The organism is Variovorax boronicumulans (assembly GCF_029892485.1).
GTDB classification, from domain to species: domain Bacteria; phylum Pseudomonadota; class Gammaproteobacteria; order Burkholderiales; family Burkholderiaceae_C; genus Variovorax; species Variovorax boronicumulans_B.
Genome location: NZ_JARXVG010000001.1, coordinates 189,135 through 206,725, shown reverse-complemented (window position 1 = coordinate 206,725; position 17,591 = coordinate 189,135). Strand labels below are relative to the sequence as shown.

The window sequence follows — 17,591 nt, the reverse complement described above, 5'->3', positions numbered from 1 at the left end:
CGGTCACAGACCCAGCTCTTCGTCGGACAGCGTGCGCGCCTCGTTCTCGAGCAGCACGGGGATGCCGTCGCGCACCGGGTAGGCGAGGCGCGCGCTGCGGGAGCACAGCTCCTGCTTCTCGGGGTGCCAGGTGAGCGGGCCCTTGGTCACAGGGCAGACGAGCAGTTCAAGCAGCTTGGTATCCATCGGGCGATGATAGCTTTGCGTCGAGTGCGGCGAAGAATTCCGGGGCGGGTTCGAAATGCAGCGGCACGGCCAGTGCGTCGGGTGCCTTGCGCCACAGCTTGACTGCATCTTTTTCGGTGCAAAGCAGGGTGTACTCGCTGCCGGACGGGCGCTGCCATGCGTCGAAATCATGGTGGTCGGGCAGTGCGATGGTTTCCGCGAGCGCGAGGCCGCGCGCGCGCAGCATGTCGAAAAATCCTTCGGGTCGCGCGATGGCTGCCAGTGCGATCAGCGGCTTGCCCGCGAGCGTGTCGAGCGGCACGCGCCGTCCATCGCTCGTGACCGCATCCTGTGCAAGGCTGCGATTGGCGGTGTAGCCACCTGCAAAGGCGGGCCGCTCGCCGCTGTGGAGCACCAGGTCGCAACGACGCGGCCAGGGCTCGCGCAACAGGCCCGCGGGCAGCAGCCAGCCGTTGCCGACGCCGCGGTCGTCGAACACGCAGATCTCGATGTCGCGGGCCAGTGCCAGATGCTGCAGGCCATCATCGCTCACGATCATCTGTGTGGCCGGATGCCGTTCCAGCAGGGCGCGTGCGGCCTCGATGCGCCGCCGCGCGACGAAAACGGGCGCACCCGTGGCGTGGTGAATCAGCGCCGGCTCGTCACCGACATCATGAGGATCGCTGCCTTCGAGCACCTCGCGGCAATCGTCGGTGCGTCGGCCGTAGCCGCGCGACACCACGCCGACCTGGAGTCCCTGGGCCTGCAGATGCCGTACGACGGCCATCACGACCGGCGTCTTGCCCGCACCGCCCGCAATCACATTGCCGACCACGATCACGGGAACGGCCACGCGTTCGGTCCGGAGCCACCCGAGGCGATAGAGCCAGCCGCGCAGCGCGAAGAGCGCCCCGTAGAGCAGCGACAGCGGCCACAGCAGCCAGGCGAGCAGGCCGCGGTGCAGCCAGGCGTCCTGCAGCCGCGAGGCGGATGCGCCTGTGCTGCTGCGGCCCTGCAATGGCACTAGTGCCCGGCTTGCGCCGTCGACTGGGCGGCGAAGGTGATCTGCATCAGGCCGGCGCGGCGCGCGGCCTCCATCACCGTGACCACCGCCTGGTGCGGACTGCTCGCATCGGCGCTGATGATCACCACGCTGTCCTTGCCGCCGGTGGCCGCAGCGCCGAGTGCGGCGGCCACGGTGTTCACGTTGCGGTCTGCCACTGCCGCCTTGTTGACCGTGTAGCGGCCGTCGGCCGAGACCGTCACGACCACTTCCTTCGGATAGTCGCGCTGCGCGTCGACGTCCGCCGTGGGCAGCCGCAACTGCATTTCGGTGAACTTGCTGTAGGTGGTCGACAGCATCAGGAAGATCAGGATGACCAGCAGCACGTCGATGAACGGGATCAGGTTGATCTCCGGCTCGTCGCGCGCGCCGTGGCGAAACTGCATGCGGGCTCGGCTCATTTGCGCAGCGCGTTCAGGTGGCGGGCGAAGCGTTCACCTGAGAGTTCGAGGTTCAGCAAATACTCGTCGACGCGGCTGCGGAAATAGCGCCAGAAGATCAGCGTGGGAATCGCCACGATCAGCCCGAACGCCGTGTTGTAGAGCGCGATCGAGATGCCGTGCGCCAGCTGCGCCGGGTTGCCCGAGCCGACGGCACCGTTGACAGGCGACTGCGAGCCGAAGATCTCGATCATGCCTATCACCGTGCCCAGTAGGCCCAGGAGCGGCGCCGCCGAGGCGATGGTGGCCAGTGCCGGCAGGTAGCGCTCCAGCTTGTGCGCGATCGTGCGGCCCGAGGCTTCCATCGCGGCGCGAAGGTCGTCTTCGGTGCAGCGCGGGTTGGCGTTGAGCGCCCGCAGGCCCGCAGCCAGCACCTGGCCGAGCATCGAGTTGCGTTCGAGTTTGGTCACGATGTCAGGCCCGGGAATGGACCCGCGTGAGACGGTGATGGTTTCGTCGAGCAATTTCGGCGGCAATACCTTCACGGTCTTGAGACTCGTGAAACGTTCTATAACCAGCGCGAGCGCAATGACCGAACAAGCGAGCAACGGCCAAATAGGCCAACCCGCGGCAACAATGATGGAAAACAAGAAAATCCTCCGGCCCGTAGACTGCAAATGCGCGGCGATTATCCACCGAGCCCACCATCGGTATGTGGCTTGTTTGCGTGTCGGCAAGGACGCACAGATTCTGTGGATAACTTTGTGACTAACCTGCTGCGCAACTTGTCTGAACCCGCATGGCGTGGGCTTTTCGCTAGATCGACTGAATTTTGAGCAGTACTTTTTTGAATGAAATCAACCACTTGCACGAGAAACCGTGCGCCTTCCCCGTGTGGGGTGTCCGGGGCAGTGGCAGTCGTGGCTGTTGTGGAAGAGTGGTTTGCGGCCACTCTTGTATTTCGTGAACCCGCGTGAGCCGAATTCCGCGCCGGGGCCGCGGATCTGGCCCGTGGGCGCGTTGTGCCGGGCGGTGGCCGATGCGCTCGATGCGCGCTTCAATCCGGTCGCCGTGCGCGGCGAGATCTCTGGTTTTTCGCGCGCCTCGAGTGGACATTGTTACTTCTCGCTCAAGGACGAGTCGGGTCAGCTGCGCTGCGCCATGTTCCGGCGGGCCGCCGGGTTGCTCGATTTTTCGCCCCGCGACGGCGATCAGGTGGAGGTGCGCGGACGCCTCGCGGTGTACGAGCCGCGCGGCGATCTGCAGCTCGTTGTCGAGAGCTTGAAACGCGCGGGGCAGGGCGCGCTGTTCGAACAATTCCTGCAGCGCAAGGCGCGCCTCGAAGCCGAAGGGCTCTTCGAGCCGGGGCGAAAGCGCGCGCTGCCGACCATGCCGCGCGCAGTCGGTGTCGTCACTTCGCTGGGAGCGGCGGCGCTGCACGACGTCGTCACCGCGCTGCGCCGGCGCGTGCCGCACATTCCCGTGGTGCTGGCGCCGGCCGCGGTGCAGGGCGCGAACGCACCGGCCGAACTGGTGCGTGCATTGCAATCGCTCTACGCGTTGGAGCCTGCCGTCGACGTGATCCTGCTGGTGCGCGGCGGTGGCTCGATCGAAGACCTCTGGGCCTTCAACGACGAGACCCTGGCGCGGACCATCGTGCAGAGCCCCGTGCCTGTGGTGAGCGGTGTGGGCCATGAAACAGACTTCACCATTGCCGACTTCTGCGCCGACCTGCGCGCCCCGACGCCAACGGCGGCGACCGAACTCGTCAGCGCGCCGCGCGACCTGTGGCTTGGGGCGCTCGACCTGCTCGACGAGCGGCTCGGGGATGCATTGGGGGCTCGCCTCGACGCACTCGGGCAGCGGCTCGATCAGGCGGCAGGTCGCCTTGGCCGCCCCTCGAATCTGGTCGCCCGCCAGCAGCTTCGTCTTGCGCACCATGCGCAGCGCCTGCAATTCGCGGTGTTGTCGAGGCGGGAGCGCCTGGCACAGGTGCCGCGGTCGATTGCCGCAGACTTTCCGTTGAAGTTCGACCGGGCGTTGGTGCAGCGACGTGAACGTCTGGAACGCGTGGCACTGCGCCTGCGGCTGCTGGACCCGGCCCTCGTCCTGCAGCGAGGCTATGCCTGGCTGACCGATGCGGACGGCCGCGCCGTCGTGAGTGCGAAGCGCTTGCATGCAGGTGACGCGGTCGTCGCGCGGCTCGCGGACGGCGAGGTCGACCTGACCGTGACGCCCGGCCATGCAACGGGAATACGTCCGACGCCACCTCAATAATTACTTTCTAGAATCCTTCATTCCCCACAACCAACCCCACGAGAAAAAACCATGGAACATGTGCTCCCACCCCTGCCGTACGCCCTTGATGCGCTGGCACCCGAGTATTCGAAGGAAACCCTCGAGTACCACTACGGCAAGCACCACAACGCTTACGTGGTGAACCTGAACAACCTGCAGAAGGGCACCGAGTTCGAAGCCCTCATGCTGGAAGAAATCATCAAGAAGGCCAGCGGCGGCATCTACAACAACGCCGCGCAGATCTGGAACCACACCTTCTTCTGGAACTGCATGAAGCCCCAAGGCGGCGGCGCACCGACCGGCGCGCTGGCCAAGGCCATCGATGCCAAGTGGGGCAGCTACGACGCCTTCAAGGAAGCCTTCGTGAAGTCGGCCGTGGGCAACTTCGGTTCGGGCTGGACGTGGCTCGTGAAGAAGGCCGACGGTTCGGTGGACATCGTGAACACCGGCGCCGCCGGCACGCCGCTGACGACCGCAGACACCGCGCTGCTGACCGTGGACGTCTGGGAACACGCCTACTACATCGACTACCGCAACCTGCGCCCGAAGTTTGTCGAGACCTTCCTGGCCAAGCTGGTCAACTGGGACTTCGCCGCCAAGAACTTCGGCTGAAGCCTGAGTCGCCCATGCAAAAGGCCGACCCTCGGGTCGGCCTTTTTGTGGGCCATAGGCAGCAGAAGCTCAGCGCTTGGCGGCCGAGAACAACTCGCCGCCGAGCTTGGCGCCTTTCTTGATGTTCTTCTTGGCGAACCAGCCCTGGTTCATCTCGAGCACGTAGCGCACCGGCTCTTCAGAGCAATGCGAGTTTTCGGTCATCGGCTGCATGTCGACCAGGTTGACGATGCGGCCGTCGTCGGCCACGAAGGCCGCGGTCAGGGGCAGCAAGGTGTTGCGCATCCAGAAGCACTGGGTGGCCGGCTGCTCGAACACGAAGATCATGCCCTCGGCCTGCGGCATGTTCTTGCGGAACATCAGGCCGATTTCCCTCTGCTGGGGGGTCTGGGCGATCTGCACATCGATCTTGTACAGGCCGACCGACAACTGCGTGCGCGCAAGATCGGTCTGGGGTTGCTGCTGTTGGGCATGCGTCGGCATCACGAATGAGGCGGACAGCAGGAGCAGGGCGGCTAAACGCTGGAACATCGGACAACTCTTTCAAGGCAGGGCGCGGAGCCTCGGCCCGTAACCAATAAAAATGCCCGCTGATGCGGGCATTGCCGGGTGAGCTTGAAAGCTTACACCTTCTTGGCGGCAGCGGCGTGGGCCTTGGCCACGTGGCGAACCTTGTGCTTCTTGGCCGTGTGCTTGGCCTTAGCCTTGTGAGCGGCAGGTGCGGCCGGCGCAGCAGCTGCGGGTGCGGGCGTTTGAGCAAATGCACCGGCAGCGAAGAGACCGGCGACCAGGGCTGCGAGCAGCTTGTTCATGAGAAATCCTTTGAGATTGTTGATTTGGACCACCTCCGTGTGGAAGGTCCACATTCAACGGGGCCCCGTGCACGCGGTTGACAGCACTCTGGCGATGACGAACGAAAAAAAAGCGCTCCGGGGAGCGCTTTTTTCAGGGGACGCCGAATCAGTTGGGCGTGCCGCCTTGGGTCGACTTGCGCTTCACGCTGCCGTCCTTGTTGCGACGACGCTGGTCGCGCGTTTGAGCGCGCTTTTCGCCGGAAGCTGCAGCCTTGTCGGTACCGACGGCGCCGCCTTCGGGCGTCTTGGCGATGTCGCCAGCAGGAGCAGCCACTTGGCCGGCGGGCTTGGCAGCCTTCTTGGCTTCAGCGCGCGTTTGGGACTTGCTGCTGGTTGCGTTCCCTTGTTCGGGCGTGGTGCCGGCCGGGTTTTGGGCATAGGCGCCAGCTGCGAACAGACCAGCGATCATGACTGCGAGAATTTTGCTCATTGAAGATTCCTCTATCGAGAATTGGTTGGAAACGCCTCCCGGCGAGCAGAAGGTCAGCCACTAACGAGCCCAATGGCCCCATGGTTGACAAACGCCAGCTGATGGGCTGCGTCTAAAATGTACAGCGATTTGTTCACGGGCTGTACAGCGGATCTCCCTCGCTGTCTGAATTCGCTGACAGTCGTCGAAATTACGTCACTCCCGGAGCCATTCCCCCTCATGTCCAGCTACCAGCACATCAAAGTCCCGACCGAAGGCCAGAAGATCACGGTCAATGCAGACAACTCGCTGAATGTGCCCGATCAACCGATCATCCCCTTCATCGAAGGCGACGGTACGGGGCTGGACATCACGCCGGTGATGCTCAAGGTGGTGGATGCCGCCGTGGCCAAGGCCTACGGCGGCAAGAAAAAGATCCACTGGATGGAGGTCTACGCCGGCGAGAAATCGACCAAGGTGTACGGCCCTGATGTCTGGCTTCCCGAGGAAACCCTGCACGCGGTGCGCGACTATGTGGTCTCGATCAAGGGCCCGCTCACCACGCCCGTCGGCGGCGGCATCCGCTCTTTGAACGTCGCATTGCGCCAGGAGCTCGACCTGTACGTGTGCCTGCGCCCCATCCAGTATTTCAAAGGCGTGCCCAGCCCGGTGCGCGAGCCGCACAAGACCAACATGGTGATCTTTCGCGAGAACTCGGAGGACATCTACGCCGGTATCGAGTTCGAAGCCGAGAGCGACAAGGCCAGGAAGCTCATCAAGTTCCTGCAGGAGGAGCTCGGCGTCAAGAAGATCCGCTTCCCCAACACCTCCGGCATCGGTGTGAAGCCCGTGTCGATCGAAGGCACCGAGCGCCTGGTGCGCAAGGCCTTCCAGTACGCCATCGACAACGACAAGCCCAGCGTGACCATCGTGCACAAGGGCAACATCATGAAGTTCACCGAAGGTGGCTTCCGTGACTGGGCCTACGCCTTGGCCGCCAAGGAGTTCGGCGCCGAGCTGATCGACGGCGGCCCGTGGATGAAGTTCAAGAACCCGAAGTCTGGCAAGGACATCACCGTCAAGGACAGCATCGCCGATGCGTTCCTGCAGCAGATCCTGCTGCGCCCCGCCGAGTACAGCGTGATTGCCACGCTGAACCTCAACGGCGACTATGTGTCCGACGCGCTGGCTGCACAGGTCGGCGGCATCGGCATCGCCCCGGGCGCGAACCTGAGCGACACCGTCGCCATGTTCGAAGCCACGCACGGCACGGCACCCAAGTACGCCGGCAAGGACTACGTGAACCCCGGCTCCGAAATTCTCTCGGCCGAAATGATGCTGCGCCACATGGGCTGGACCGAGGCGGCTGACCTGATCATCAGCTCGATGGAGAAGTCGATTGCCAGCAAGAAGGTCACCTATGACTTCGCGCGGCTGATGGAAGGCGCAACGCAGGTGAGCTGCTCGGGCTTCGGTCAGGTGATGATCGACCACATGTAATTGCGCGATGTCCAGCAAAAGCCCCCGGCGCCCGGTTGGATGCCGGGGGCTTTTTCTTTGCACGCCCGCCGCGTACTGCACCAGGGCGACCGCGCGGCCCGTCCGAGCAGCGCCCGAAGAGGGCGTTATGCTGCGCGGCACTGTCATCAACTGTTGTATAGCCTGAATGCCTCCCTCGACTGAAGCCATTGAAGCCAATCCGGCCGCGGACCCATCCTGCGACGTGATCGTGATCGGCGGCGGTCCCGCCGGTTCGACCGTTGCGGCGCTGCTGGCGCAGCAGGGCCGTAGCGTGGTGTTGCTCGAGAAGGCGCACCACCCGCGCTTTCACATCGGCGAATCGCTGCTGCCGGCGAACGTCGAGCTGTTCGACAAACTCGGCGTGCGCGACCAGGTCGAGAAGATCGGCATGCCCAAGTTCGGCATCGAGTTCGTCTCGCCCGATCATGAGCACCGCAGCTATGTGGACTTCGCCGAGGGCTGGGACAAGTCGCTCGACTCCGCCTGGCAGGTGCGCCGCTCGGAGCTCGACGAACTGCTGTTCCGCAATGCCGCCACGCGCGGCGCACAGACGCTCGAAGGCTGCAAGGTGCGCGACGTGGCCTTCGACGCCGACGGCGCGACCGTGAAAGCCGAGATGGACGATGGCGCCAGGCGCAGCTGGCGCGCCCGCTTCGTCGTCGATGCCACCGGGCGCGACACGCTGCTGGCCAACAAATTCCGCTGCAAGGAAAAGAACCCCGACCACAACAGCACCGCCGTCTTCGGTCACTTCACCAGCGCCGAGCGGCTGGAGGGCAAGAAGGAAGGCAACATCAGCATCTGCTGGTTCCCGCACGGCTGGTTCTGGTTCATTCCGCTGGCCGACGGCACCACCAGCGTGGGCGCGGTCTGCTGGCCGTACTACCTGAAGACGCGCGACAAGCCGCTGAAGGATTTCTTCTACGACACCATCGCGCTGTGCCCCGTGCTGGTGGACCGCTTGAAGAACGCCACGCTGGTCGACGACGCGGTGCATGCCACCGGCAATTTTTCGTACTCGAGCACGCACGCCACGGGCGATCGCTACCTGCTGCTGGGCGATGCCTTCACCTTCATCGACCCGATGTTCTCGTCGGGCGTGTACCTGGCGATGCACAGCGCCTTCGATGGCGCCGAACTTGTGGCCACCGCGCTCGACCAACCGGCCGAGCTGGCCGCCGCACGCAAGGGCTTCGAGGCCATGATGCGAAAGGGTCCGCGCGAGTATTCGTGGTTCATCTACCGCGTGACCAACCCGACGATCCGCGACATGTTCATGCACCCGGGCAATCCGCTCCGGGTGAAGGAGGCGCTGATGTCGCTCCTGGCCGGCGACATCTACAAGGGCACGCCGATGTGGGGCGCGCTGCGGATGTTCAAGGTGCTGTACTACGGCATCTCGCTCGCGAACTTCCGCCGCACCTGGGCAGGGTGGAAGCGGCATCGCTTCAACACGCGGGACATGGGGACGCTGAAGGGGGAGACGATCCTCAAGTCGGAGTAGCTGCCGGCTCAGCCCTGCGGCCGCGACAGCATGTTCATGCTGCCTGCAGTCCACGCATTGCCTGACGCCCGCAGCGTCGCTACCGCATGCGCAACGCCCAGCCCCGGGCTGCTGAGCACATCGATCCCAAGGTCGGCAAGCAGCGGCGTCACCGGTGCCATCGAGGCTTGCGCGAGCACGACCACATCGGCCTTGCCGACCGCGCCGCGGATCGCTGCAGCCAGCGTTTCCACATAGCGTCCGGTGTCACCGGCCTGGAAATGCACCCATGCCTCTTCGACGAGCAGCGTGCTCGGCCGCGTGCCGACGCCGGCCTGCGTTGCCGCCGAGACGATCAGCGCCGTCGTCGGCTCCAGCGTGCTTTCGACGGCTGCGACGATCAGCACGCGCGGGCCGGTGCGCACCGCGCGGTCGGCCATGGCGCGGTCGATGCGCAGGGCCGAGAAGGCGCCACCGGTGGCGGTTTTCTCGGCGATGCCGCCGATGGTCGAACAGGTGCACACGACCACCGCGGCACCGTCCGATGCCGCCTCGCGCATGGCCTCCTGCACGCGCCTGACCAGCGCCGCGTTGTCGATGCCCACGACGCGCGCGTCGGCCAGCAGCTCTTCCATCACCAGGTGGCGGATTTCGAGATCGGGCGCAAGGTCGCGCACCAGGCGCCCGAAGGTCTGCACATGCGGCTGTGCCGTGTGGAGGAAGGCGAGAGCGTCGGCCATGGAGCTCAGCCGGCCTCGCGGGCGCGCCGGGCCTCGTAGGCCTTGAGGTGGACGTACGCGGTGCGCAGCACCGTGGGCAAGGGCGAATCGCTTTTGGGCGCGCGGCCGAGGAGATCTCCCACGATGTGATCGGCCTCGACCGCCGCGCCGCGCACCATGTCCTTGTACATCGATGCCGTCATCGGCGAGCCGGCCGTCGTCACCACCGTGCGGCCGCGCTGGATGGCAGCAGGGCGCGGTGCGAAGCCGTTGTGCGCGGCGATGGCGCAGCATTCGTCGAAGATCGAGAGCGCCACGTCCTGCCCGCCGGCCGCGACGATGTCGCCGATGGAGGCGCGCATCAGGCTGGTGAGGCCCGCCGCCGAGGCGATGAAGACCCACTTCTCCCACATGTCCTGCGCGATGGTCTCGCTCGCGGTGGCGTCGAACTTCGCGCCGGCGAACTGGGCCGCGATGGCGTCCACGCGCGCCGAGCGGCCGCCGGCGCGCTCGCCGTAGCTCAGGCCGTGCATGTCGTTCAGGTGCAGCACGCGGCCGTCGTCGTCGAGCGTGGCCGAGATCATGCAGAGGCCGCCGAGCACGCGTTCGTCGCCGAAGCGTTCGGCCAGCTGGTCGATGTGCTTCATGCCATTGAGGAGCGGGAGGATCACTGTGTCCGGGCCGACCGCGGGCGCGAACGAATCCATGGTCGATTCAAGGTCGTAGGCCTTGCTGCCGACGACGACCACGTCATAGGGGCCGTCGATGTCCTCGGCAAGCACATGCCTTGGCGTCGGCAATTCGAGGTTGCCGAAAGGGCTCTGCACCACGAGCCCGGTTTTCGCGAGCTGCGCAACGCGGCGCGGACGAAGAAGAAAGGTGACATCGCGCCCCGCCTCCAGCAAGCGGCCGCCGAAATAACCACCGAGTGCACCGGCACCCACCACCAGGAATCTCATCGCGCATCGCTCCAGAAATCAAAAAGATCGGGAACGATGATGCCCGCGTTCGCGCCGGGCCGCTCTAGGCAGTTTCCTTCTCCAGCAGCCGTTGGCGGGCAAAGGGGCGCAGGTCCAGGCCGTGAGACATGGTGCGGCCCAGAACACGGTCGGCGATGGCTTCGCCCAGGCCGGCCGAATGCTTGAAGCCGTGGCCCGAGCACGCCGAGGCGATCAGCACGTTGGGCAGGCCGTCGAGCGCATCGATCACGAAGCGGCGGTCGGGCGTCACCGTGTACATGCAGGCGCGCGCCTTGAGCGCGCGGCCGCCGATCTGCGGGAAGCGGCCGGAGACACGATCGCGGTACATCGCGGCGGTTTCCTCGGGGCTCACGGTGCGGTCGATGGTGTCGGGCGTGGTGGTGGCCACGTACTGCTCGGTCGCGACCTTGAGCGCGGGCTGCGCGGGGTCGGAGGACGGAAAACCGTACATGTAGTCCTCCTGCCCGTCTCCGAACATCCAGATGAAGATGGGAAAGCGGCCGGGCGAGAAGTCGGCCGTGGCGCTGCCGGTGTCGAACCAGTGCATCACCTGCCGATGCACCGAAAAGTTCGCCTGCCAGTCGGCGCGGGCCTGCCGGCCCAGGAATTCGGGCAGCCACGCGCCCGCTGCAATCACCACCCGGTCGGCAGTGAAACTCGCCGTGTCGGTGCTCACGCGGACCGTGTCGCCGTTGCCCACCGGCTCGACCGACTGCACGCGCTCGCCGGTGCGCGTCTGCGCACCCGAGGCGCGGGCCACCGCGAGCTGCGCGCCGATGGCGTCTTCGGGCCGTACGAAACCGGCGTCGCGCTCGTGGTAGCCGATCTCGTCGCCCTGCAGGTGGAACTGGGGAAAGCGCGCGTGGATGCCGGCCGCGTCGAGCACTTCGTGCGCGATGCCGAAACGCTCGGCACAGGCGATGGTGCGGCGCACGAAGTCGGACTTGCCGTGGTGCTCGGCCACGCGGTCGCGCGGCGCGAGGATGAGGCCACCCGTGGTGGTCATCAGCGGCTTGCCGGTGCGCGCCTCCAACTCGCGCCAGATGGCATGCGAGCGCTGCACGAAGGGCACGTATTCATCGCCTTCGCCGACCGCCAGCCGCGTGATGCGCGAGTCGCCGTGCGAGGAGCCCTGGTCGTGCGGCGGCGCGAACTGGTCGATGCCGAGCACGCGGGCGCCGCGCTGCGAAAGTTGATAGAGCGTGGCCGCGCCGAGGGCGCCGAGGCCGACGACGATGACGTCGAAATGAGAGGAGGGCGAGGACGGGGTCATGCCCTCCAGCATCTGGCAGGGCGCTCGACCGCGCAAGAACTTTTCCAGAAAAGGTCATGGGCGATTCGCATAATCGAATTCGTCCCTCGGACCTTCCTCCAGATCTTTCATTCACACCAAGGAGTTTCACCCATGGCCCAGACCCGGATCGCCGTCGTTGTCGGCAGCCTTCGCAAGGATTCGTTCAACCAGAAGCTCGCGCTCGCGCTGGCCCACTTCGCGCCCTCGGACTTCACCTTCGAACACGTGCGCATCGACGACCTGCCGCTCTACAACCAGGACGACGACGGCAACCAGGCGCCCGCGGTGAAGCGCCTGAAGAGCGAAATCGCGGCCGCGCAGGGCCTGCTGTTCGTCACGCCCGAATACAACCGCTCGATTCCCGGCGTGCTGAAGAACGCCATCGACCACGCCTCGCGTCCGTATGGCCAGAGCGTCTGGGGCGGCAAGCCGGCTGGCGTGCTCGGCATCTCGGTGGGCGCCATCGGCACCGCGCTGGCGCAGCAGCACCTGCGCAACATCCTGGCTTATCTGGACGTGCCCACGCTGGGCTCGCCCGAAGTGTTCCTGCAGACCAAAGACGACCTGTTCGACGACAAGGGCCACATCGGCAACGAAGGCTCGAAGAAGTTCCTGCAGGGATGGATGGACAAGTACGTGGCCTGGGTCAAGAGCCATTCGGCCGTCTGACAACCGCGGCGATCGACGCCCATGAAAAAGCCGCCTCGAAAGGCGGCTTTGTTTTTTGGCGCGAGACGTAGCTCAGGCGACCTGAGCTACGTTCTTCTGGTTCGCGGCTTCAGCCGTTGCCACCAGGATGTCCGAGCGCGCTGCAGCCAGCGCGGCAGCCTTGGGCTCGTCGCCCATCGCCACGCCTTCGGCGCGCACGATGCGCACGTCGGTGATGCCGAAGAAGCCGAAGATCACCTTGAGATAGCTCTCCTGGTGCTCGGCGCCCTGGCCCCAGTCGCTGGTCGAGTAGACGCCGCCGCGGCTCGAAGCCACGATCACGGTCTTGCCGCCGGCCAGGCCCACGGGGCCGGTCTCGGTGTACTTGAAGGTGCGGCCGACCTGCCCGAGGCGGTCGATCCAGGCCTTGAGCTGGGTCGGGATCGAGAAGTTGTAGAGCGGGGCGCCGATGACGACCACGTCCGCGGCCAGGAACTGGCTCACCAGCTTTTCCGACAGCGCGTTCTCGCGTTGCTGGGCTTCGGTGGGTTCGGCCTGCGGACCGGTCTTGATGGCCAGGGCGTCGGCGGTGAAGTGACCCGGGGCATCGACGGCGAGGTCGAGGTATTCGACGGTGGTGTCGGGGTGCGCGGCCTTCCAGGCGGCCACGGTCTCGGCCGTCAGCAGGCGGGAAGTGGAATAGGCACCGAGGATGCTGGAGTCGACGTGGAGCAGCTTCATATCAATCACTTTCGTGTGGATGGTGTCGGCGCTCAAAAGTGGCCGGCGTTGGGAGAATTCTATTTTTGAGTCGAGTGCTTGATAAGTAGCCAAAATTTGCCTAGATCGTCCTGTTTGCAGGACAATCGAGTCCATGCAAGACCTCAACGACATGGTTTTCTTCGCTGAAGTGGCCGAGCGCGGCGGATTCGCCGCGGCCAGCCGGGCGCTCGGTATTCCCAAGTCACGGCTCTCCCGCCGCGTGGCGGAGCTGGAGGAGCGGCTGGGCGTGCAGCTGATGCAGCGCAGCACCCGGCGCCTGTCGCTCACGCCGGCGGGCGAGATCTACCTGCGCCATTCGGCTGCCATGCGCGATGCCGCGCAGGCCGCGGCCGAGGCGGTGGCGCAGGTGCAGAACGAGCCCAGCGGCCTGGTGCGCATCAGCTGCCCGGTGACCATCGTGCACAGCGGGCTGGCACAGCTGATGCCGGTCTTCATGGCGCGCTACCCGGCGGTGCGCATCGACCTGCGGGCGATCAACCGGCCGGTCGACCTGATCGAGGAGGGCATCGACATCGCCCTGCGCGTGCGGCCCGTCATCGAGGACAGCGCGGTGCTGGTGGCCAAGACCTTCGGCTACAGCCGCGGCGTGCTGGTCGCGAGCCCGGCGCTGCTGGCGCAATACGGGCCGGTCGAAACGCTGGCCGATCTCGACAAGCTGCCCACGGCGGCAATGTCGGCCAATGGGGAAGGGCGCAGCGACTGGCGGCTGGACGGACCTGACGGCGAGCGCCATGTGCACTCCCATGCGCCGCGCTATGTGGCGGACGACCTCGAGACGCTGCGGTCGGGCGCGCTGCTCGGTGTCGGGGCGACGCTGCTGCCGGACTACATGTGCCATGCCGACATCGATGCCGGCCGGCTGGTTCGGCTGCTGCCGGGCTGGGGGCCGCCGCCTGTGGTGGGGCACATGGTGTTTCCGGCGCGGCGGGCGCTGGTGCCGGCGGTGCGGCGGCTGATCGATTTCCTGATGGAGCACCTGCAAAGCAACGACATGCGGATGTTCTGAGGCGCTCCGACGGCCATTTTTGGATTCGTTATGCGAAAAACGTCATATCCAAACAAGCAGATATTCGTTTGGCATTGAAGCAAGGGTTCGCACAATCCGAAGCTCCCATCCATCCAGGAGCGACCATGGCTACTCTGCGACTCGGCGATACCGCCCCCAATTTCACCCAGGACTCCAGCGAAGGCCCCCTCGACTTCTACCAGTGGGCTGGCGATTCGTGGGTCGTGTTCTTCTCGCATCCGGCCGACTTCACGCCCGTGTGCACCACCGAACTGGGCAAGACTGCGGCGCTGTCGGGCGAATTCGCCAAGCGCGGCGTCAAGCCCATCGCGCTGAGCGTCGATCCGGCCACCAAGCACAAGGAGTGGATCGGCGACATCAACGAAACGCAGAACACCACGATCAACTTCCCGATCATTGCGGACGCCGACCGCAAGGTGGCCGACCTGTACGACCTGATCCATCCGAACGCCTCGGCCACGGCCACCGTTCGCAGCGTGTTCATCATCGATCCGAAGAAGGTGATCCGCGCCACCATCACCTACCCGGCATCGACCGGCCGCAACTTCGACGAAATCATCCGCGTGATCGACTCGCTGCAGCTCACCGACAGCCACAAGGTCGCCACCCCCGTGAACTGGAAGGACGGCGACGACGTGGTCATCGTCCCCAGCATCCAGGACCCGGCCGAGCTGGCCGAGCGCTTCCCCAAGGGCTTCAAGGCCGTCAAGCCTTACCTGCGCATCACGCCGCAGCCCAACAAGTAAGAGCCGCCCGTGAAAGCTTTGGCGCTCCTTCCAGGAACACCGCGGAACCGGCTTTGCCGGGCCGCCGGTGTTGCCCCCGGCGAGGGGGTTGGCGAAGCGACACGAAGTGCGCGAAGACTGGGGGAGAGCCAATGATGACGCGCGTCGTCATCGTGCCCGGTTGGAGGGATTCCGGTCCGGGCCATTGGCAGAGCCTGTGGGAAGAGCGCATTCCGGGCGCCGCGCGTGTGGTGCAGGACGACTGGGCCTCGCCCAAGCGCGACGCCTGGGTGCCGGCGCTCGCCAAGCTGGTCATGGAGACGCCCGGCCCGGTGGTGATTGCCGCGCACAGCCTGGGCTGCATCGCCACGGCGCACCTGCCGCCCGAGGCTGCCGCCCGCATCCAGGGGGCGCTGCTGGTGGCCCCGGCCGACCCCGAGCGCCGCGCGGTGCTGTCCGACTTTGCGCCCGTCCCCTACGCAGCGCTGCCGTACCGCAGCATCGTGGTGGCCAGCAGCAACGACCCCTACTGTCCCATCCGGCTGGCGGGTGCATATTCGCGGGCCTGGGGCAGCGAGTTCGTGCGCATGCAGAATGCGGGCCACATCAACATCGATTCGGGGCACGGAGACTGGCCGCTCGGCCTGGCCTTGCTCCAATCCCTGACCGACGAGCCCGCCGCCTGGTCGGCGGGCCGTGATTTTTCAGAAACCTTGGCAACCACATGACTTCCAGAATCAAGACCTTCGTCGCCGTGCTCGCGCTGGCGTCCTCCGCACTCGCCGGCAGCAGCGCCTTCGCCCAGGGAACGGGGCTGCTGAACGCCTCGTACGACGTGGCCCGCGAGTTCTACAAGGACTACAACGCAGCGTTCGTGGCGCACTACAAGAAGGCCACCGGCAAGGACGTCAAGATCGACCAGTCGCACGGCGGCTCCAGCGCGCAGGCCCGCGCCGTGGCCGACGGCCTCGATGCCGACGTGGTGACGATGAACACTTCCACCGACATCGACTTCCTCGCCGGTACCGGCGTGGTCGCGAAGGACTGGAACAAGAAATTCCCCGAGAACGCATCGCCGACCACCTCGACCATGCTGTTCCTCGTGCGCAATGGCAACCCCAAGGGCATCAAGGACTGGGACGACCTCATCAAGCCGGGCGTGCAGGTCGTGATCGTCAACCCCAAGACCGGCGGCAACGGGCGCTACGCCTACCTCGCTGCCTGGGGCTACATCAAGAAGAAGGGCGGTACCGACGCGCAGGCCGCCGAGTTCGTGGGCAAGCTCTTCAAGAACACGCCGGTGCTGGCGCGCGGCGGCCGCGACGCCACCACCGCCTTCCTGCAACGCAACATCGGCGATGCGCTGATCACCTTCGAATCGGAAGTGGTCTCCATCGACCGCGAATTCGGCACCGGCAAGGTCGACTCGGTGTACCCCTCGATCAGCATCGTGGCCGAGAATCCGGTCGCCGTGGTCGAGCGCACGGTTGCCAAGAAGGGCACCGGCGAACTCGCCAAGGCCTACCTCGATTGGCTCTACTCCGAAGAAGCGCAGGAAATCGCCGCCAAGCATGCGCTGCGTCCGCGCTCGCAGACCGTGCTCAAGAAGTACGCCGCGACCTTCAAGCCGCTGCAGCTCTTCACGGTGCAGGAGTTGTTCGGCAGCCTGGGCGAAGCGCAGAAGGTGCACTTCAACGACGGCGGCCAGTTCGACAAGCTCTACACGCCCGGCGCGAAGTAAATGAGCGGCGCAGTCTCATCGGCGCTCCCGTCCGCGGGAGCGCCTTTTTCGCGTGCGAACCGGGCAGGGGGCGCCAAGCGCGTGCTGCCGGGTTTCCACATCACGCTCGGCTTCTCCGTTCTTTACCTCAGCCTGATCGTGCTGATCCCGCTGTCGGCGCTGGTCTTCAAGACCTTCACGCTGACCTGGGACCAGTTCTGGGTGGCCGTGACCGCGCCGCGCGTGATGGCCTCCTACCGCCTGACCTTCGGCGCCTCGCTGCTTGCGGCCATCGTGAATGCGGTGTTCGGCCTGTTGGTGGCGTGGGTGCTGGTGCGCTACAAGTTTCCGGGCAAGCGCATCGTCGATGCGCTGGTCGACCTGCCGTTCGCGCTGCCCACGGCCGTGGCCGGCATCTCGCTCACGGCGCTGCTCGCGGGCAACGGCTGGATCGGGCAATTGCTGGAGCCGCACGGCATCAAGCTGGCCTTCACGCCGGCGGGCATCGTGATCGCGCTGATCTTCATCGGGTTGCCGTTCGTGGTGCGCACGGTGCAGCCGGTGCTCGAAGATGCCGAGAAGGAACTCGAAGAAGCCGCTACCTCGCTCGGTGCGACGCGGCTGCAGACCTTCACCAAGGTGATCCTGCCCTCCATCGGTCCTGCGCTGCTCACCGGCTTTGCGATGGCCTTCGCACGCGCCATCGGCGAGTACGGCTCGGTGATCTTCATTGCCGGCAACATGCCGATGATCTCGGAGATCACGCCGCTCATCATCATCGGCAAGCTGGAGCAGTACGACTATGCGGGTGCCACCGCGGTCGCGCTGGTGATGCTGGTCATTTCGTTCCTGCTGCTGCTGGTCATCAACGGCCTGCAAGCCTGGCAGCGCAAGCGCGCGGGGGCCTGAC

Annotated in this window: 21 protein-coding genes; 10 read left to right on the top strand and 11 right to left on the bottom strand. The window is 65.7% G+C overall.

All coding sequences use genetic code 11. The features are described from left to right. Positions 1 to 3: 3 nt before the first annotated feature. The 4 genes from M2282_RS00975 to M2282_RS00960 are packed head-to-tail and all read right to left on the bottom strand — an operon-like array spanning position 4 to position 2,258. Positions 4 to 186: a Trm112 family protein gene (locus M2282_RS00975; RefSeq protein WP_280806943.1), complete on the bottom strand. Its 183-nt coding sequence runs from the start codon at positions 184 to 186 to the stop codon at positions 4 to 6. Then, positions 167 to 1,189, bottom strand: a complete 1,023-nt coding sequence (gene lpxK / locus M2282_RS00970; protein ID WP_280806942.1) for a tetraacyldisaccharide 4'-kinase — start codon at positions 1,187 to 1,189, stop codon at positions 167 to 169. Before lpxK ends, M2282_RS00975 begins: the two co-directional genes overlap by 20 nt. Next, positions 1,189 to 1,614, bottom strand: coding sequence for an ExbD/TolR family protein (locus M2282_RS00965; protein WP_432422855.1), 426 nt, complete (start codon positions 1,612 to 1,614; stop codon positions 1,189 to 1,191). Before M2282_RS00965 ends, lpxK begins: the two co-directional genes overlap by 1 nt. 11 nt (positions 1,615 to 1,625) lie before the next feature. After that, positions 1,626 to 2,258, bottom strand: a complete 633-nt coding sequence (locus M2282_RS00960) for a MotA/TolQ/ExbB proton channel family protein (protein ID WP_280806940.1) — start codon at positions 2,256 to 2,258, stop codon at positions 1,626 to 1,628. Between the two features lie 313 nt (positions 2,259 to 2,571). On the opposite strand from M2282_RS00960, the gene xseA reads away from it, so the two are divergent. Then, on the top strand, positions 2,572 to 3,885 hold the full coding sequence (gene xseA / locus M2282_RS00955; protein WP_280807697.1) for an exodeoxyribonuclease VII large subunit: 1,314 nt from the start codon (positions 2,572 to 2,574) through the stop codon (positions 3,883 to 3,885). 51 nt (positions 3,886 to 3,936) lie between these two features. Then, entirely contained in the window at positions 3,937 to 4,518 is a 582-nt protein-coding gene (locus M2282_RS00950; protein ID WP_280806939.1) for a superoxide dismutase, read from the top strand. 69 nt (positions 4,519 to 4,587) lie between these two features. Here M2282_RS00950 and M2282_RS00945 read toward each other — a convergent pair whose 3' ends face one another. From M2282_RS00945 to M2282_RS00935, 3 genes are all read right to left on the bottom strand, one after another. Further along, entirely contained in the window at positions 4,588 to 5,049 is a 462-nt protein-coding gene (locus M2282_RS00945) for a DUF192 domain-containing protein (RefSeq protein ID WP_280806938.1), read from the bottom strand. A gap of 92 nt (positions 5,050 to 5,141) precedes the next feature. Beyond that, on the bottom strand, positions 5,142 to 5,330 hold the full coding sequence (locus M2282_RS00940) for a hypothetical protein (protein ID WP_280806937.1): 189 nt from the start codon (positions 5,328 to 5,330) through the stop codon (positions 5,142 to 5,144). Positions 5,331 to 5,478: 148 nt separating this feature from the next. Further along, a complete protein-coding gene (locus M2282_RS00935) occupies positions 5,479 to 5,802 on the bottom strand; it encodes a cell envelope biogenesis protein TolA (protein ID WP_280806936.1) in 324 nt (107 codons plus the stop codon). Between the two features lie 219 nt (positions 5,803 to 6,021). On the opposite strand from M2282_RS00935, the gene icd reads away from it, so the two are divergent. Then, positions 6,022 to 7,281, top strand: a complete 1,260-nt coding sequence (gene icd / locus M2282_RS00930) for an NADP-dependent isocitrate dehydrogenase (RefSeq protein ID WP_280806935.1) — start codon at positions 6,022 to 6,024, stop codon at positions 7,279 to 7,281. Between the two features lie 166 nt (positions 7,282 to 7,447). Further along, entirely contained in the window at positions 7,448 to 8,806 is a 1,359-nt protein-coding gene (locus M2282_RS00925; protein WP_280806934.1) for an NAD(P)/FAD-dependent oxidoreductase, read from the top strand. 8 nt (positions 8,807 to 8,814) lie between these two features. On the opposite strand, the gene M2282_RS00920 is transcribed toward M2282_RS00925, so the two are convergent. From M2282_RS00920 to solA, 3 genes are all read right to left on the bottom strand, one after another. Beyond that, positions 8,815 to 9,525, bottom strand: a complete 711-nt coding sequence (locus M2282_RS00920) for an aspartate/glutamate racemase family protein (protein ID WP_280806933.1) — start codon at positions 9,523 to 9,525, stop codon at positions 8,815 to 8,817. A gap of 5 nt (positions 9,526 to 9,530) precedes the next feature. After that, positions 9,531 to 10,463 carry a 2-dehydropantoate 2-reductase gene (gene panE / locus M2282_RS00915; RefSeq protein WP_280806932.1) on the bottom strand — a complete coding sequence of 311 codons (933 nt, stop codon included), beginning with the start codon at positions 10,461 to 10,463 and terminating at the stop codon, positions 9,531 to 9,533. A gap of 64 nt (positions 10,464 to 10,527) precedes the next feature. Then, entirely contained in the window at positions 10,528 to 11,757 is a 1,230-nt protein-coding gene (solA, locus tag M2282_RS00910; RefSeq protein WP_280806931.1) for an N-methyl-L-tryptophan oxidase, read from the bottom strand. 132 nt (positions 11,758 to 11,889) lie between these two features. Between solA and M2282_RS00905 the strand changes: the two genes are divergently transcribed. Beyond that, a complete protein-coding gene (locus M2282_RS00905) occupies positions 11,890 to 12,447 on the top strand; it encodes an NADPH-dependent FMN reductase (protein WP_280806930.1) in 558 nt (185 codons plus the stop codon). Positions 12,448 to 12,519: 72 nt separating this feature from the next. On the opposite strand, the gene M2282_RS00900 is transcribed toward M2282_RS00905, so the two are convergent. Beyond that, entirely contained in the window at positions 12,520 to 13,167 is a 648-nt protein-coding gene (locus tag M2282_RS00900; RefSeq protein WP_280806929.1) for an FMN-dependent NADH-azoreductase, read from the bottom strand. A 133-nt stretch (positions 13,168 to 13,300) separates the two neighbouring features. Between M2282_RS00900 and M2282_RS00895 the strand changes: the two genes are divergently transcribed. The 5 genes from M2282_RS00895 (at position 13,301) to cysT (ending at position 17,590) form a co-directional block, all read left to right on the top strand. Then, the gene (locus M2282_RS00895) at positions 13,301 to 14,215 is read left to right on the top strand and encodes a LysR family transcriptional regulator (RefSeq protein ID WP_280806928.1); all 915 of its coding nucleotides are present in this window, start codon (positions 13,301 to 13,303) and stop codon (positions 14,213 to 14,215) included. 125 nt (positions 14,216 to 14,340) lie between these two features. Next, the gene (locus M2282_RS00890; protein WP_280806927.1) at positions 14,341 to 14,982 is read left to right on the top strand and encodes a peroxiredoxin; all 642 of its coding nucleotides are present in this window, start codon (positions 14,341 to 14,343) and stop codon (positions 14,980 to 14,982) included. A 131-nt stretch (positions 14,983 to 15,113) separates the two neighbouring features. Next, positions 15,114 to 15,689, top strand: coding sequence for an RBBP9/YdeN family alpha/beta hydrolase (locus tag M2282_RS00885; RefSeq protein WP_280806926.1), 576 nt, complete (start codon positions 15,114 to 15,116; stop codon positions 15,687 to 15,689). Continuing rightward, the gene (locus M2282_RS00880) at positions 15,686 to 16,702 is read left to right on the top strand and encodes a sulfate ABC transporter substrate-binding protein (protein WP_280806925.1); all 1,017 of its coding nucleotides are present in this window, start codon (positions 15,686 to 15,688) and stop codon (positions 16,700 to 16,702) included. Before M2282_RS00885 ends, M2282_RS00880 begins: the two co-directional genes overlap by 4 nt. Next, positions 16,703 to 17,590, top strand: a complete 888-nt coding sequence (gene cysT, locus M2282_RS00875) for a sulfate ABC transporter permease subunit CysT (protein ID WP_280806924.1) — start codon at positions 16,703 to 16,705, stop codon at positions 17,588 to 17,590. It begins immediately after the preceding gene. Position 17,591: the final 1 nt, after the last annotated feature.

Bases quoted from the DNA above. Each gene is read 5' to 3' on its own strand.
- M2282_RS00975 (WP_280806943.1), bottom strand. From the start codon at position 186: ATGGATACCAAGCTGCTTGAACTGCTCGTCTGCCCTGTGACCAAGGGC.
- M2282_RS00965 (WP_432422855.1), bottom strand. From the start codon at position 1,614: ATGCAGTTTCGCCACGGCGCGCGCGACGAGCCGGAGATCAACCTGATC.
- M2282_RS00950 (WP_280806939.1), top strand. From the start codon at position 3,937: ATGGAACATGTGCTCCCACCCCTGCCGTACGCCCTTGATGCGCTGGCA.
- M2282_RS00945 (WP_280806938.1), bottom strand. From the start codon at position 5,049: ATGTTCCAGCGTTTAGCCGCCCTGCTCCTGCTGTCCGCCTCATTCGTG.
- M2282_RS00940 (WP_280806937.1), bottom strand. From the start codon at position 5,330: ATGAACAAGCTGCTCGCAGCCCTGGTCGCCGGTCTCTTCGCTGCCGGT.
- M2282_RS00935 (WP_280806936.1), bottom strand. From the start codon at position 5,802: ATGAGCAAAATTCTCGCAGTCATGATCGCTGGTCTGTTCGCAGCTGGC.
- icd (WP_280806935.1), top strand. From the start codon at position 6,022: ATGTCCAGCTACCAGCACATCAAAGTCCCGACCGAAGGCCAGAAGATC.
- M2282_RS00925 (WP_280806934.1), top strand. From the start codon at position 7,448: ATGCCTCCCTCGACTGAAGCCATTGAAGCCAATCCGGCCGCGGACCCA.
- M2282_RS00920 (WP_280806933.1), bottom strand. From the start codon at position 9,525: ATGGCCGACGCTCTCGCCTTCCTCCACACGGCACAGCCGCATGTGCAG.
- panE (WP_280806932.1), bottom strand. From the start codon at position 10,463: ATGAGATTCCTGGTGGTGGGTGCCGGTGCACTCGGTGGTTATTTCGGC.
- solA (WP_280806931.1), bottom strand. From the start codon at position 11,757: ATGACCCCGTCCTCGCCCTCCTCTCATTTCGACGTCATCGTCGTCGGC.
- M2282_RS00905 (WP_280806930.1), top strand. From the start codon at position 11,890: ATGGCCCAGACCCGGATCGCCGTCGTTGTCGGCAGCCTTCGCAAGGAT.
- M2282_RS00900 (WP_280806929.1), bottom strand. From the start codon at position 13,167: ATGAAGCTGCTCCACGTCGACTCCAGCATCCTCGGTGCCTATTCCACT.
- M2282_RS00895 (WP_280806928.1), top strand. From the start codon at position 13,301: ATGCAAGACCTCAACGACATGGTTTTCTTCGCTGAAGTGGCCGAGCGC.
- M2282_RS00890 (WP_280806927.1), top strand. From the start codon at position 14,341: ATGGCTACTCTGCGACTCGGCGATACCGCCCCCAATTTCACCCAGGAC.
- M2282_RS00885 (WP_280806926.1), top strand. From the start codon at position 15,114: ATGATGACGCGCGTCGTCATCGTGCCCGGTTGGAGGGATTCCGGTCCG.
- M2282_RS00880 (WP_280806925.1), top strand. From the start codon at position 15,686: ATGACTTCCAGAATCAAGACCTTCGTCGCCGTGCTCGCGCTGGCGTCC.
- cysT (WP_280806924.1), top strand. From the start codon at position 16,703: ATGAGCGGCGCAGTCTCATCGGCGCTCCCGTCCGCGGGAGCGCCTTTT.